This window comes from Colwellia sp. 6M3 (assembly GCF_014077595.1).
Taxonomy (GTDB): Bacteria; Pseudomonadota; Gammaproteobacteria; order Enterobacterales; family Alteromonadaceae; genus Cognaticolwellia.
This window is the reverse complement of sequence record NZ_JACGWF010000087.1, coordinates 1-16,990: the sequence shown is the minus strand read 5'-3', so window position 1 is coordinate 16,990 and position 16,990 is coordinate 1. Positions and strand designations below refer to the sequence as shown.

7 protein-coding genes are annotated in these 16,990 nt (G+C 39.8%); 4 read left to right on the top strand and 3 right to left on the bottom strand.

Features of this window, described 5'->3' with window-relative positions; genetic code table 11:
• Positions 1 to 201 precede the first annotated feature (201 nt).
• Both H4J50_RS15490 and H4J50_RS15485 read right to left on the bottom strand, forming a co-directional pair.
• A complete protein-coding gene (locus H4J50_RS15490; RefSeq protein ID WP_182257283.1) occupies positions 202 to 2,469 on the bottom strand; it encodes a TonB-dependent receptor in 2,268 nt (755 codons plus the stop codon).
• Between the two features lie 93 nt (positions 2,470 to 2,562).
• Entirely contained in the window at positions 2,563 to 3,774 is a 1,212-nt protein-coding gene (locus H4J50_RS15485) for a phosphopentomutase (RefSeq protein ID WP_182257282.1), read from the bottom strand.
• Between the two features lie 292 nt (positions 3,775 to 4,066).
• Between H4J50_RS15485 and udk the strand changes: the two genes are divergently transcribed.
• From udk to H4J50_RS15465, 4 genes are all read left to right on the top strand, one after another.
• Positions 4,067 to 4,711 carry a uridine kinase gene (gene udk, locus H4J50_RS15480; protein ID WP_108456001.1) on the top strand — a complete coding sequence of 215 codons (645 nt, stop codon included), beginning with the start codon at positions 4,067 to 4,069 and terminating at the stop codon, positions 4,709 to 4,711.
• 80 nt (positions 4,712 to 4,791) lie between these two features.
• Entirely contained in the window at positions 4,792 to 6,036 is a 1,245-nt protein-coding gene (locus tag H4J50_RS15475; RefSeq protein WP_108456000.1) for a NupC/NupG family nucleoside CNT transporter, read from the top strand.
• Positions 6,037 to 6,116: 80 nt separating this feature from the next.
• The gene (deoC, locus tag H4J50_RS15470; protein ID WP_182257281.1) at positions 6,117 to 6,887 is read left to right on the top strand and encodes a deoxyribose-phosphate aldolase; all 771 of its coding nucleotides are present in this window, start codon (positions 6,117 to 6,119) and stop codon (positions 6,885 to 6,887) included.
• A gap of 62 nt (positions 6,888 to 6,949) precedes the next feature.
• Positions 6,950 to 7,537, top strand: a complete 588-nt coding sequence (locus H4J50_RS15465; protein WP_108455998.1) for a thymidine kinase — start codon at positions 6,950 to 6,952, stop codon at positions 7,535 to 7,537.
• 129 nt (positions 7,538 to 7,666) lie between these two features.
• Here H4J50_RS15465 and H4J50_RS15460 read toward each other — a convergent pair whose 3' ends face one another.
• Entirely contained in the window at positions 7,667 to 16,783 is a 9,117-nt protein-coding gene (locus tag H4J50_RS15460) for a choice-of-anchor L domain-containing protein (RefSeq protein ID WP_182257280.1), read from the bottom strand.
• Between the last annotated feature and the right edge of the window lie 207 nt (positions 16,784 to 16,990).

Sequence of the window (16,990 nt, the reverse complement as noted above, 5' to 3'; positions counted from 1 at the left end):
ACCGCGAATACCGTACATCCTGTACATGCACGCTCTTTTGCATCCATGCAACCGCGAATACCGTACATCCTGTACATGCACGCTCTTTTGCATCCATGCAACCGCGAATACCGTACATCCTGTACATAAAAAAACCGGATATCAAATTGATATCCGGTTTTTGTTTAACTTGTTAACGTGTGTTTGAAAAAGTACTTCTTGTTAGAAGAAGTTAGCTTTAAATTCAACACCCCAGAAGCGAGGTTCGTTAACATAACCGGTTAAATTATTGAAATCGATAGCACCAGTAAGTTGCTCTTCATCAGTAATATTACGGCCAAAAACAGCGACTTCATATTCAGCGCCATCTGTGTACCATTCATAACCAACACGAACGCCACCTTCTAATAATGCATCACCCGTAAACTCAGTTGACTCATATAAGAAGAAGTTAACTTCACTACGGTAAGACCAATCAGTGTAAAAATAAACCTCACCATCACCAATTTCTTTTGTCCAACGAGCTGCAAAGTTTGAAATCCACTCTGGAGATTGTGGTAATGAATTACCATCGATCATCGCTAAACCGTCACCATTTAATGGTGAAGTTACCGTACAACCGCCGCCACAACCAGGCACCGCAACGGTATCATCTTGTAATTCTGTATGGTTGTAGCTTACGCTAGCCGTTAATACTAAATCGTCAGTAACAAAGTATTCTGAGTCAAGCTCAAAACCATAACCAACCGACTTATCAGCATTAAGTAGACTTGCAACGTTACCAGAACCACCTACAGCGGTTAACTGCTGGTCATTAACAACATAGTAGTAAACAGAGCCATCAACACGGGCTGTATTTTCTGCAAATACTGATTTAAAACCTGTTTCTACTGAATCAACCGTTTCAGAATCAGCCGTTGTTGAGTTTGCTGAGAATAGTAAACTACGACCTTGAATACTTGGAGCACGGTAACCACGGGCTAAACGTGCATATACGTTGGTCTCGTCATTTAATTTGTAACTTGCACTTAAATCACCACTTACTTGTGAGTCTTGAACATTGTTACTTTCAGAAAAACTTGGTGCGCCAAATGGTGATTGAACTAATTCGCCATCCCAATCACGCTTATCATCTGAATAACGTAAACCACCGTTAACTGTTAATTTATCTGAAACTTCGTAATCAAGTGAAGCAAAAACTGCCCAAGCTGAAGTTTCCATTTGTTGAATAGCAATACCGTCTTGGACGCCGCCAGCCAAAGTATTAAAACTTAAGTTATTAATCGTTAGGTCTTCGTCGAATAAGAAGTAACCAAATTGATAATCAAACTTACCTAGGTCATTACTAGCAATACGAATTTCTTGCGTAATTTGCTTATGATCAGGCATTCTTGCACCAGTTTCAGACGGAAAAGGTATAAAACCAGGTCCCATATAATCTGGTAAGAATGAAGCACCGTAACCACCATCTATATCGCCCACTGAAAACATTTCAGCAGACTCATAACCCGTAACAGAGGTTAACGTGTGATCGCCCATGTTATATTCAAGCTTTAAACTTGCGCCTTTCATTTCAACCGTTTGGTCGTTACGAACTGCAGCATCTTGAAATACAGTTTCACGATCAAAATCGTCAACTAATTCGTTAGTGCCTGGTTTAATAATATTGGCTCTAAAAACACGAGAGTCAGCTTCTGCATCACGAAAGTGATAGTTAAATAGTGCAGAAAAATCATCACTTGGTTCCCATAACAATTGTAGGCGACCAGCACTTTCGCTGTAGCCACCCAATTGGTCTTCTGCTTCAAAACCAGGCGCTTTATTGTCTATCCAGTCATCACGATCTTGTTGTAATAAGGCAACACGGGCTGATAATGTATCAGTCAAACCACCACCAACCGCTAAACGTAAATCAGTGCTACCAAAACTACCGTATGAAGCAGAAATGTTAGCATCGAAATCTTGTGTTGGTTTTTTCGATTGTACTTTCACAATACCAGCTGGTGTATTACGACCAAAAAGTGTGCCTTGAGGACCACGTAAAACTTCTACGCGCTCAATGTCAAACATTGGCATACCTTTAGTTAAAGCATTTTCTAAAACTACATCATCATAAATTAATGAAACAGGTTGCGAGGCTAGTAGATCGAAATCTGTGTTACCTAAACCACGAATATAAAAACGGGGAAATGTACGACCGAAAGATGATTCAATTAACAAACTCGGTACTTTCGCAGAAAGTGCTCTAACATCCATACCAGATGAACCTAGTACTTCAAGCTTTTTAGGGGTAAGTGCTGATACAGAAATAGGAACTTCTTTGATATTTTCTGTACGTTTACGAGCGGTAACTTCAATAACTTCAACGCCTACAACATCAGCGTTTTTAGCATTTTCTTGTGCTAATGCAGCAGTTGAAATACCTGCAGCAGACGCCAAAATAGCCGCATTTACGCAAAGTGCGAGCGACGTTTTATTAAAAACATTCATTTAGTACTCTCCCAAGAACTGTTTATGTTTTGTGTAAAATTTATTACTTCTGTCTTTGCTATATATTAATGGCAAAGACATTAAGTTTAATTGCTATAAATCAAGATCAGATAAAAAACTTGTGCCGTAAGGCATTTTATCTAATGAAAATAAGTCTGCGATTGTTTGACCAATATCAGCAAAAGTACTTCTTTCCCCAATATTAACAGATCGTACCTTTTTGTGAAATGCAATAACAGGGACATATTCACGAGTATGGTCATTTCCAGGCCATGTAGGATCACAACCGTGGTCTGCCGTTAAAAACAGTACATCATCTTCGCTCATCGCTGAAACTATTTCAGGTAATCGTATGTCAAAACTTTCTAATGCTAATGCGTAACCTACGGGGTCACGACGATGGCCATAGTCTTGATCAAAGTTGACTAAATTAGTAAAGATCAAACTATTGTCTTTTGCTGTATTTATATGTGAAATGGTTGCATCAACAAGCGCATCTATGCCTGTTGCTTTAGTTTTTTCACTGATACCTTGGTGTGCATATATATCTGCAATTTTACCCACACTGATCACATGGCCGCCCGCTTGGGTGAATGTGTCAAGTACCGTGGGTGAAGGAGGTAATATAGAATAGTCGCGTCTGTTACCTGTACGAGTAAAGTCTTCAGGACTAGTGCCAATAAAAGGACGAGCGATAACACGACCAACATTCATATCAGCAAGCAGTTCTCTTACGGTTTCACAATATTTGTATAAATTGTCTAAACCAAAATGTTCTTCATGAGCTGCAACTTGGAAGACGCTATCTGCAGAAGTATAACAAATAGGTAAACCTGATTTAATATGTTCTTGTCCAAGCTCGTTAATAATGTCGGTACCTGATGCATGACAGTCACCTAATATACCGTTATAACCTGTTGCTTGATTTATTTTCTCAATAAGATCAGCAGGAAAAGCATGTTCACCTTTAGGAAAGTAGTCCCAATCAAAAAGCACAGGAACACACATCATTTCCCAATGACCGCTAGGAGTATCTTTACCGGTACTTAACTCGGCAGCATAACCATACGCGCCTTGTTCAGGTTTTTGCTCTTCAACGGGGAATTCGCTATTACCCGCTTCAAAGGCGGCTTGAACTAAACCCATTTTAGCTAAATTAGGGACATTAATTTTACGCTTCTCATGTTTATAGAAGTGTCTTGATAAGTTAGCAAAAGTATTGGCACTGATATCGCCAAAGTCTGCTGCATCTGGTGCATGACCGATACCAAAACTGTCGATTACTAAAACTATTGCTCTTGCCATTTTTATTTCCTATCTGTAGTTCAAAGCATTTTAACAAAATTTTAAAATTTATCCTTGTAAATATCGATAAATTTCATGACCAGTTGGTCAACATGTGATACTTTACCTAGCAATAAATTATAGACAACAGATATTTTGTAAATATTTAACGCAGAGATGTTGCTTTTGCTTAAATTTTGATGAAATTCATATTAATTAGTCCATAATATGAGTGCGGTGAACTATATTCAGCATCACCGCAATTGATAATTACTTAACACTTTTGTTAATCATATTTTTAAGGCTCTCTGTTTTGCAAACCAATAAACCGACAATTATTGCGGTCACCGGTGCTTCGGCATCTGGCAAATCACTTTTTGCGCAAACTATTTACGATGAACTATTACCTGAGTTGGGCTCAAGTGGTATTGCTATTATCAAAGAAGATTCGTACTACAATAGTCAATCGCACCTTTCGATGGAAGAACGTGTAAAAACAAACTATGACCACCCTAATGCGTTTGAACATAGTTTACTATCGAAACATTTAACCTTATTAAGTGCTGGTGAAAGTGTTGATATACCGACTTATTGTTACAAAACCCATACCCGACTAGCAGAAACAGTTCATTTAGAACCAACCCCTATAATTTTAATAGAAGGCATTCTTTTATTTTCAGATAAAGAACTTAGAGATAAATTCGATATTAAAATTTATATTGATACCCCTCTTGATATTTGTCTTGTGCGCAGAATCAACCGCGATACCATCGAACGTTCACGTAGTATAGCGTCTATAACAGAACAATATTTAACTACTGTTCGCCCTATGTACCGCCAGCATATTGAACCCAACAAACCTTTTGCCGACATTGTAGTCACACGTGGTGGCAAAAATAGAATGGCAATTGAAATGTTAAAAGCAAAAATTCGTCAACTAATGAATAGACGTACATAACACGACATAAACAACAGAATTAACATAGATATAACTTAAATAAATATAATAACGATAACAAAATAATTTATGAGGTAATTATGGAATTAGGTGCTCTTCGAGGAGTCTTTGGCATTTTCGCACTATTAGCATTAGCGTTTTTTTTATCTAAAGACCGCAGTGCAATAAATTGGCGAACAGTAGGCTTTGCCTTTGCTTTACAAATTATACTTGGTGCCTTTGTACTTTACGTGCCATTTGGTAAAGACGTATTAGGCTCTATAACTAATGGCGTGCAGCAAGTTATTAATAGTGCTCAAGCAGGAATAAACTTTTTATTCGGCGGTTTAGGTACCGATGCTATGTTTGACAATGGTGTTGGATTCGTCTTTGCAATTCGTGTGCTGCCAGTCATTATATTTTTCTCATCGCTTATCGCTGTGCTTTACTACCTTAATATAATGCAATGGGTCGTTAGAATTATTGGCGGCGGTTTACAAAAACTGTTAAAAACTTCAAAACCTGAATCACTTTCTGCCACGGCTAATATTTTTGTTGGCCAAACTGAAGCCCCTTTAGTTATTCGCCCTTACATTTCAAAAATGAGTCAGTCAGAACTCTTTGCTATTATGGTGGGTGGTTTAGCCTCTGTTGCTGGTTCTATTTTGGCTGGTTATGCCGGCTTAGGCGTTAAACTTGAATATTTGATTGCCGCTTCATTTATGGCCGCACCTGGTGGCTTGTTAATGGCGAAATTACTTATGCCAGAAACAGAAGAAATTAATAACGATTATAGCGATGTTGAATTAGCTGAAGCGGGTGACAAACCTGCCAATGTTATAGATGCAGCGGCAACGGGTGCAGCATCAGGCCTTAAGCTTGCTGTTAACGTTGGCGCTATGTTACTGGCATTTATAGCTATTATTGCTTTACTTAACTCTATGGTTTCTGGCTTTGGTAGTCTATTAGGTTTTGAAGGGATTACTATTGAGTGGTTGCTTGGCTATATATTTGCACCATTTGCTTTCTTAATTGGTGTACCTTTTGAAGAAATGTTGCAAGCAGGCAGCTTTATCGGACAAAAAGTTGTCGTCAATGAGTTCTTTGCTTATGTAAATTTTGTTGAGATTAAAGATACACTTTCGCCAACAACTCAAGCGATTGTAACCTTTGCTTTATGTGGTTTTGCTAACCTATCTTCCATTGCTATTTTACTGGGTGGCATTGGGTCAATGGCACCAAATCGCCGACCTGACATTGCACGTTTAGGCATGAAAGCTATGTTAGCTGCCACTATGGCTAACTTAATGAGTGCAGCTATTGCGGGTGTATTCGTTAGTTTATAGCAAACATAGTTAACATTAAAACCTAAAAGCCTAGCTTTCTTAGCTAGGCTTTTATTCCCTTCAAAGTACAGAGACATGCCATGAGTACTATAGAAAGTTACGCACAACGTGCATTACATATGATGGATTTAACCAGCTTAACGGATATAGAAACCTCAGCTGATATAATTCAACTTTGTAAAGCAGCAAAGTCTGCTTGTGGTAACACAGCCGCTATTTGTATATTCCCCCGTTTTGTTCCTTTAGCTAAAAAAACATTAGCCGCACAAGGTACACCTGAGATAAAAATAGCTACAGTTACTAATTTTCCTCACGGCAACGACGATATTGAAATAGCCGTTGCCGAAACAAAAGCAGCTGTAGCCTACGGTGCAGATGAAGTAGATGTAGTATTTCCTTATAGAGCATTAATAAACCAAAATGACAGCATAGGTTATGATCTGGTAAAAGCATGTAAGAAAGCCTGTGGAAAAAGTAAACTGAAAGTAATAATTGAAACGGGTGAGCTTAAAACAGACAAGCTTATTATAAAAGCCAGTGAAATTTGCATTGCAGCAGGTGCTGACTTTATTAAAACATCGACTGGAAAAGTAGCAATTAATGCGACACCAAAAGCAGCTGAGTTAATGCTAAACGTCATTAAAAACAAAAACCCTCAGGTGGGATTCAAACCCGCAGGTGGAGTTAAAAATGCTGAAGATGCAGCAATCTATCTTGATTTAGCAGGCAATATTTTAGGTGAAGATTGGGCAACTAAAGATAACTTTCGTTTTGGCGCCAGCAGTTTATTGACTAACCTTCTTAATACATTGGGTGCGAGTGATAAAGTCGCTAATCCAACAAGTTATTAATACTATATTTTAAGTAAATACAGTAATTAAGCAAACAACCATAATTAGGACATTATTGATCAATGGCGCAATTATACTTTTATTATTCAACCATGAATGCCGGTAAATCGACCCATCTATTACAGTCGTCTTATAATTATCAAGAACGCGGCTTAAACACTTTATTGTTTACTGCACAAATAGACGATAGATTTGCCAAAGGCAAAGTTTCATCAAGATTAGGTATTCAAGCTGACGCCCTGCTTTTTGATGACAAAACCGACATATTTAACCAAGTAAAACAGCAAATTAGTGAACGTAAAATTGCCTGTATATTAATAGACGAAGCTCAGTTTTTAACAAAACTACAGGTTAAAGAGCTAACCGATATTGTTGATGAATTAAAAGTTCCTGTATTGGCTTATGGCATACGAACAGATTTTCTTGGTGAAACCTTTAATGGTAGTGCTGCGCTATTAGCTTGGGCTGATAAATTAGTCGAATTAAAAACTATTTGTCATTGTGGAAAAAAAGCCAATTTTGTTATGCGCTGTGATGAGAATGGCCAAGCAGTTAAAGGTGGAGAACAAATTGAAGTTGGAGGCAATGAGCGATACGAATCACTGTGTCGTAAACACTTCAAAGCACTTGTTTGGAATTCTTCAATTTAATGCGTTTTTAGCACATTAAAAAAAGGAATGCGTTAGCATTCCTTTTAATCTTTCTATATTTATATATACCTGCTTTTACATTAGTATTACAAATATATTAACGTGTAGAAGTAACTTACCTACCCACTTTTAATGGCCTTTAATAAGCACTTCAACTCTGCGATTATTATATCGACCAATTTCTGTTTTATTGCTATCAATGGGTTTAAGTTCTCCATGACCCATTATTGTGAAAGCAGATTCAGGTAAATTAGTGGCCTGCATTAAAGCTTCAGCAACGACGCGTGCTCTTGACTCAGACAGAGGCTGATTTAATGTCTGCTTTCCGCGCCAGTCAGTATGCCCTTCTAATGTAATATTAACTTCTTTATAAAGGCGTAATTGAGCTGCTATATCATCAATTTGTAGTTTAAATTTATCTCCAATAACCGTTGAATTATTATCAAACTGAATAATCACTTTTTGTGCGACTGGGCAACCTTGTTCATTCACGACCAGTCCTTTTGATGTGTCTGGACATTTATCTAATTTATTCAGTACACCATCAGCATCTACATCTTGGTTCCTTACTGGAGCAACCACAGGAATGGGTTCAGATATCACCTCAGGCCGAGGAGTTGGCTTAGTCATAGCTGTCGATTTTCTGGCGTTACTGTCACCGAAAAATCGGCTAATACTTAACCCCAAGAAAAACGCGTCTTTATCATAACTGTCGACTTCTAACCTTGTCATCCAGTTATCACTAAAGCGCCATTGAATACCTGCACCAATGACAAATTGGGTACTATTAAGTTGCTCGTGGTATTGCTCAAGATTACTGCTAGAGTCTATCTTCGAAATACCAGCTCTGATAAAAGCGTTCCATTGTGCTTCAACCGGTTTTAGCCAATAACCTGCCTGTAAAGCCACTCCAGAATAATCTACTTTTAAGGTATCTTGAAGATTGGGGTTACGGTTGCTTAATAGCGCTTCACCTAAGTCTGTGTAGCTTAGCTCAGCAAACCAGTGCTCATTAAAAGCATAGCCACCATAAAGTTTGAAGGCGGTATCTTTGTCATCAAACGTTTTCCAACCAGTATTGTTTTCGTTAGGGTCAAGATAAGACATCCCAAGCCCGCCAGAAAGATACCAGCAGCTTTCATCTTCAAGGCCTTGACAGTTTTCTTTAGCTTGGCCAGATACACTTATCGATACTAATAAAGCTAATGCCATAAATTGGCGTTTCCTACTCAGTGCTACCATTAAGAACAATCCTCCTAAAATTAATAACCCACTACTACCCGCACCTTTTAATGTTGACTCCACTTGACGAGGTTCTTGCAGGCTGTCATTGATACCATCATTGTTGAAGTCTCCATTTTCTTGGCTGTCAGATACGCCATCACCATCACTATCAATATCTTTATAGTCTGGGATTCCATCACCATCAGTGTCTACATTACCTTCAGTAGCATCGTTTATTCCGTCTCCATCACTATCAATGTCTCTAAAGTTAGGCACTCCATCTCCATCTATATCTAGTAAATCAAGTGAATTGTCATCAATGCCATCACCATTTGCATCTGTTCCAAGGGTAAAGTCTACATCTATAGCATCATCGATACCGTCGTTATCACTATCAACTCCACTTAGTATAATAAGCACCTGCTCTTGACTATCGTTGATACCATCACCATCAGAATCTAGATCCAGATAATCAGGAATACCGTCATTGTCGGTATCTATGATAGTAAAAACATCATCAATACCATCACCATCGCTATCTATACCACCTGTTACATCTACATCAAATGCATCATCGATACCATCAGCGTCTGAATCCATTCCTGTCGGTAGTGGCCTATTAGTTTCAAATGAATCAGGTAAGCCATCGTTATCACTATCAACATCTAAATAGTCTGGAATACCATCTCCATCACTATCGCCTACACCTTCTACAACATCAGATATACCATCGTTATCATCATCTTTATCAATATGCGATGGTATACCATCCCCATCAGGATCGATTCCTGGGCTGGTACCACGCCCTCCAGGGTTAGCGTCGTAACTGTCATAAATACCATCACCGTCAATATCATCTGTGGGGTCAATCATGCCGTCATTATTTATATCTAAACCAGCTCCTGGTGTGCCCACAATGTCGAAGATGCCATCGTTATCACTATCTAAATCACGATAATCAGAGATACCATCGCCATCGGTATCAATCGGATCTGTGATCAACACACTAGTATCATCAGCAAAACCATCACCATTATCGTCAACAACACCGGCTTCTTGAGTATCAAGTAAGCCATCGTTATCGCTGTCTAGATCATGCATATCAATAATGCCGTCACCATCAGTATCGGTTAAGTTAACGCTATCATCTATACCGTCATTGTTAGCATCCATACCACCAGTAAAGTCGATATCGAATGCATCATCAATTCCATCCATGTCAACATCCTGTCCACTAATATCACTTTCGACACTGTCGCTGATACCATCATTATCACTATCTTGGTCTAAATAATCGGCTAACCCGTCACCATCGGTGTCTGTAAATATAAGCGTTGCATCATCAATGCCATCACCGTCAGCATCAAAACCACCCGTTGCATCTACATCGAACGCATCATCTATACCATCGCCATCAGTATCAACACCGCCAGTAGCATCTACATCATATTGGTCCTCAATACCATCGCCATCAGTATCAACTATGTTTAATTGCGATTCGACTACATCTGGAACACCGTCATTATCGCTATCTAAATCGATATAATCTGCAATACCATCATTGTCAGTATCAGTTGGTACTATATCGTCATCAATACCATCACCGTTTGCATCTTGGCCACCCGTTTGATCAACATCAAAGCTATCATCAATACCATCACCATCAGTATCAAGACCGCTATTCCCCGCTTCAAAACCATCAACAATGCCATCGTTATCTGAATCGGTATCTAGATAATTAGGGATACCATCCATATCATCATCACCCGTTCCTTCAACAATATCTGGAATGCCATCACCATCTTCATCTAGACTGCTGTCCAAGTAATCAGGTGTACCATCTCCATCACTATCACCAACGCCTTCATCAGCATCACTAATACCATCACCATCAGAGTCACCGTCTAAATAGTCAGGAATACCATCGCCATCAGTATCACCATTCCCCTCGTCTGCATCGTTGATGCCATCACCATCAGAGTCACCGTCTAAATAGTCCGGAATACCATCACCATCAGAATCACCATTACCTTCTTCAGCATCACTAATACCGTCACCGTCAGAGTCTTGGTCTAGATAATCAGGAATACCATCGCCATCAGCATCACCATTACCTTCATCTGCATCACTAATACCGTCGCCGTCAGAATCTAGGTCTAGATAATCAGGAATACCATCGCCATCACTGTCAACATTACCTTCATCTGCATCACTGATACCATCACCATCGGAATCAAGGTCTAAATAATTAGGGACTCCATCACCATCATTATCGCTATTTCCTTCCAATGTATCACTGATACCATCACCATCAGAATCTAGATCTAAGTAATCAGGTATTCCATCACTATCTGAGTCAATCGCTCCTTCTGAAGCATCATTAATGCCATCACCATCAGAATCTAGGTCTAGATAGTTAGGGATACCATCACCATCCATGTCACCATTACCTTCTACAACATCAGGAATACCATCTCCATCAGTGTCTACATCACTGTCTTGGAAGTCTGGTCTGCCGTCTTCATCACTATCAGGTAAAGCAATATTGTCATCGACACCATCGTTATTAGCATCAGTACCACCGGTTTCATCAACATCAAAGGCGTCATCTATACCATCATTATCGCTGTCCATACCCGTAGCGCCAGATTCAACACTGTCATCAATACCGTCACCATCGCTATCGGAGTCAAGATAGTCTGGAATACCATCCATATCAGTATCATTGTTACCTTCTAATGTGTCAGGTAAACCATCATTATCACTATCTGGGTCCAGGTAATCAGGTATACCATCTGAATCAGTATCTACAGGAATAAAATCATCATCTATGCCATCAGAGTTAGTATCGGTGCCGCCAGTTTCATCTACATCAATACTGTCATCAATGCCATCACCGTCAGTGTCATTGCCACTTAGGCCTGCTTCAACGCCATCATTTAAACCATCATTATCACTATCGTTATCTAAATGATCTGCAATACCATCACCGTCTGAGTCTAGTGCGTATGGGCTGGTGTTATCATCCATTCCATCACCATCAAGATCAACACCACCTGTTTGGTTCACATCAAAAGCATCATCAATACCATCACCATCGGTATCAATGCCAGTCGCTCCAGTTTCAATCACATCAGGTAAACCGTCATTATCGCTATCAGGGTCTTGAAAATCTGGAATGCCATCATTATCAGTATCAATAGGCATAACATCATCATCAATACCATCACCATTGGCATCTACTCCGCCCGTTTGGTCAACGTCAAAATAGTCATCAATACCATCACCATCAGTGTCAATACCTAATGCCCCAGACTCAATTGCATCTGAGATACCGTCATTATCACTGTCGAGATCCTGAAAGTCGGGAGAAGTGTCAGCATCATTATTTGGAGGCGTAGCATTGTCATCTATACCATCACCATTTATATCTGAACCGCCAGTAATATCAACGTCAAAAGCATCATCAATACCGTCCATATCAGAATCGACATTTAAAGCTCCTGACTCCCAATAATCAGGTATACCATCGCCATCACTATCGACATCAATATAATCAGGTGCTAAATCGCCATCGGTATTCGCTGGTGCAACATTATCATCAACACCATCACCATTAGCATCAACGCCACCTGTTTCGTCTACATCAATAGCATCATCAATACCGTCATTGTCGCTATCAATACCAGTAGCCACTGACTCATTAGCATCTGAAATATTATCGCCATCTGAATCAGTATCTAAATAGTCTGGTATACCGTCACCATCACTATCAGTAATACCTGTAGCAGGGTTATTGTCAGCATCTAGATTAGCGTCTTCATTGACTGTCGCTATGCCATCGTTATCGTCATCAGGATCAATTGCATCAATCATCCCATCGGAATCGCTATCGTTAGGGTTATTAACATCACCGACTTCTGTGCCATCAGGAATGCCGTCTTTATCACTATCATTGCTGGTAGGATCAAGCCCTAATGCAATTTCATCTTCATCACTTATGCCATCATTGTCTTGATCATAAATAACTTCAACAGCAGTTGCGTTAGTATCATTTCCAGTAGAATCTTGAGCCGCCGCTAACAACAAACCTATATCAACGTTACCAGCACCATCAGGTGTAACCTCAACCGTATAAGTGTTGCCATCTATTACTGTGAAGTTGGCTAATGTGGCGTTATTAAAGATGATATCGCTTAAGTCAAAGTTTAAAACATCTTCACTAAACTCAAAGGTCAGTACAAAAAAATCATTATTATTGATGGTCACAGGAGCATTTAAAATAGAAACAATAGGCTGGTCTTCATCTTTGTTAGCAGATTCTTGCACTGCATTACCGACATTACCAAATGAATCCGTTTGACTAGCATCAGCAACAATTACGTCTGCGCCATCTGCTATAGCACTAACATCAAACGTTGAACTCCAAGTTCCATCTGGATTACAGGCTACCGATTGGGTACTAGGGGTAGCACCAACAATATTCACCGTCACATTACCGTCACCTATAGTACATGTTCCGTTTACAGGATAACTCGTTCTGTTAACAATATTACCATCTACTAAAGTGTTGATAGCAATAACAGGAAGAGTGCTGTCTTTATCACTTGTTTGGTTTGCTGTACTAGTTGTGTTTCCTGAACCATCTGTTTGGCTGGCGTTAACTACAATGCTATCTGCACCATCGGCAATGGCACTTACATCGAAAGTCGCCGTCCAAGTACCATCAGGATTACAGACAACACTCTGACTAGCTGGACTCGCACCAGGCAACATTACAGCAACATTACCATCGCCAATACTACAGGTTCCGCTTACAGGGTAAGTAGCAACATTAGCTGCATTTACTTCAACTAAGGGGTCAACCGTAACTACAGGTACAGATGTGTCTTTATCAGCGGTTAATTGTGTAGCGCTATCGGTATTACCAGAATTGTCAGTTTGCATTGCATTTGCAACAACAACATTGTCGCCATCTGCAATGGAGCTTACATTAAAAGTCGCCGTCCATGTACCAGCTGCAGTACAAGTTACCGCTTGAGAACTCGGTGTTGCGCCAACAATCGAAACAGTCACATCACCATCATTTATCGTACAAGTTCCGGTTACACCATATGCCGATGAATTGGTTGCATTTGCATCATTTAAAGCGTTAATCACTACATTGGGTGCAACTACATCTTTATCCGCTGTTACTTGTGTCGCACTGCCACTGTTACCCGAGGCATCTGTTTGCATTGCATCAGCAATAATGGCATTGTTGCCATCAGCAATGGCACTGACATCGAAAGTTGCCGTCCAGGTACCAGCTGCAGTACAAGTTACAGACTGATCGGCTGGTGTTGCACCAGCAACAAACACCGTTACATTACCATCACCAATAGAACAACTGCCCGTTATTGGATATGCACTTGAATTAGATGCGTTGGCATCGTTTAGTGCATTAATGACAACTGTGGGTGCTACGATATCTTTATTCGCTTTTACCTGAGTAGCATTACCAGTATTACCCGCAGTATCAGTTTGGCTTGCATCTGCGGAAATAACATCAGTACCATCAGCGATCGCACTGACATCAAATGTTGCGTTCCACGTACCAGTTCCAGAACAGCTTACTGTTTGACTCGCAGGTGTAGCTCCAGCAATTGCAACGGTGACTAGACCATCTCCAGTTGTACATGTGCCCGTTACTGGGTAATTATTTTGATTGGAAATTGCAGCTGGGGCCAACGCATCAATAACAACGTTTGGTGCTACAATATCTTTATTTGCAGTGTCATCAACAGCTGATGAGTTACCACTTAAATCATCTTGATCTACAAATACTTCAATAACATCATTTCCTGCTGAAATGGCAGTTACATTAGTCGTGGCAGTCCACACTCCTGCATTACACGCTACTCTTTGGCGCTCAGGCGATGCACCAGGTATATAAACAGTTACGTCCGTACCAGCACTCTCACACATACCGGTAACTGAGTAACTAGACTGGTTAGTTGAATTAGCTGCTGGCGGAACACTTAATGTTAATCCTGGACCAGAAGTGTCTTTATCTGCATTTTGTTGAACGGCACTACCTGAAGAGTCATTTGCATCCGCAACAATCACACCTGTCCCATCTGCTATAGAACTTACATCAAACGTTGCTTGCCAAGTATTGTCAGCACATACTGCTGATTGTGAAGCTAAACCAGCAATTGAAACTGTAACTGGTGAGTTAGCATCTAAACAACTGCCATTAACAGCATAGGCAAATTCATTCTGTGAAGTCACCTTTGGCAAACTATTTAGCGTTATAGCTGACGTACTATCTTTATCTGCTGCTTTTTGAGTAGCACTACCTTGATTACTATTTTTATCAGTTTGTGAGGCATTAATAATCACTTGTCCTATGCCATTATCAATACCAGAAACATCAAATGTTGCTGTCCATGTACCGTCTGCGCTACATATAGGTGAGCTAGTTATACCTGAAGGAGTACCATCAGCATCGTCTACGACAACAGTCACTACACCATCACCAACGGTACAAGTACCTGATATTACATAGCTGGTGTCATCTGCTAAAGAAACAAAAGTTGGATCATCTATGGTGACATCTGGCACTGTTACATCAGCAGCACCGGAAATAACAAATCTATAATCTTCTACTTCGCCAGAATTAAAGCTACCGCCAAAATCTCCTGAAGTTAACGGCGTATTAGAAATACGAATTCGCGCAAAACTATCACCTATTATAGTACCTGCAGGAATTGCACCCCAGGTAATTACAATATCTTCCTCATAAGTACCCGATGCAATTTCATCTGACGCTTCATTAACAAAACTTCCCGCATCCGATATCTGGTTAGTAAACTCGTCCGCTTCAAAAGAGCCATTTCTATCAAAATCTATCCAAGCGCCTATGTAAGCGGGTTGACCATTAAAGGAGGTCACATTCGCCGTTATTGCATAGGAAGTATCTGTGTCATCTAATTGAGGAAAAGTTACAATACCATCATCAGTGTCGTCTCTTGCCAAACCATTACTGTCATCAAATCCATCAGCAAAACCATCAATATCTCCACTTGGCTGTGTTCCTATATGAACACCTTCAACAATAGTATGGCTTGGGCCAGATGAAGATAATAGCGTTTGATAAGAGTCGGGAGCATCACCTAAGTCACCACCAGGCTCTGCACGTAAGCTTTTTGCTCTAAAAAAAGCCCAAGAATCATAGGTTTCATCAACTTTATCCGTTACACCTACAGCTACATTAACAGCTTGATTAGGTGTTACCGCTGCTCGACATGTCACTCTTTTGGTAAAACCGTCCATCTGAGTAGCAAAATTTGCCGTACTGGTTTCACCTGAATCTAACCCGGGGTCATTATTTATATACAATTCTGGGTTACTTGAAGCATAAGGCCCACCGGGTGCTCCAACTGGAGGGTATTCAGTTGCCCTGTTAACAGCATTAATACTAAAATCCTGATTATCCGGCGTTAAAGCACAATTAACACCATCAACCATAATTTTAAGGCTGTCATTAGCTGCGTATACATATTCGTTATATTCTTCAGACCCAAAAACAAAGTCTAGTATCAAGGTATCGAACGTAGGCACGACAGTAAACGTTAGTTTAGCATGGTCAAAGCCTGTTTCATTTAGGTCAACATCGGTTGAACTTACTGCGCTAATACTAGTAGTTTGGTTATCTAATGTATTAGTACCTCCGGTTGCAACAACAGGCTCTACAGAGCCTGTACTAATAATAACACCACTAGAAAAATCATTAGCGCCAGTTGGGTCTAACAAAAAACCGAAGTTATCAAACACCCCTACCTGTACATTATCCCCCGAAAATGTTGGGTTGGTAATAGTTAAACCACTTCCAGTAAGCCGATTAACAATATCTGCGGTGGTAACCGTTGTGTCATCTTTTTGAGCTACGCTTTCACCTTTCGAGCCGACAGTTTGTGCCAGGGTTACTCCAGTGTTTAATGACAATGCTACCAATACTGCAACTAATGACTTTTGCATATAAACCTTCCTAATAATTCGTTCTTAAATTTCTGTAGACACAAGAAATTTAAGGTCATCTAAAATAATAGTGAATATTTTTAAAGCTTAGTTTATTAATATTAAAGCACTAAAAAATAATTGAATGTTCTCTATAAAACTATGTAATTAGAGTTATTTTATGACTTAGCCCCAACAGGTAAACTGGCGCTGATATTTGTATTAATA

Bases quoted from the DNA above. Each gene is read 5' to 3' on its own strand.
- H4J50_RS15490 (WP_182257283.1), bottom strand. From the start codon at position 2,469: ATGAATGTTTTTAATAAAACGTCGCTCGCACTTTGCGTAAATGCGGCT.
- H4J50_RS15485 (WP_182257282.1), bottom strand. From the start codon at position 3,774: ATGGCAAGAGCAATAGTTTTAGTAATCGACAGTTTTGGTATCGGTCAT.
- H4J50_RS15475 (WP_108456000.1), top strand. From the start codon at position 4,792: ATGGAATTAGGTGCTCTTCGAGGAGTCTTTGGCATTTTCGCACTATTA.
- deoC (WP_182257281.1), top strand. From the start codon at position 6,117: ATGAGTACTATAGAAAGTTACGCACAACGTGCATTACATATGATGGAT.
- H4J50_RS15465 (WP_108455998.1), top strand. From the start codon at position 6,950: ATGGCGCAATTATACTTTTATTATTCAACCATGAATGCCGGTAAATCG.
- H4J50_RS15460 (WP_182257280.1), bottom strand. From the start codon at position 16,783: ATGCAAAAGTCATTAGTTGCAGTATTGGTAGCATTGTCATTAAACACT.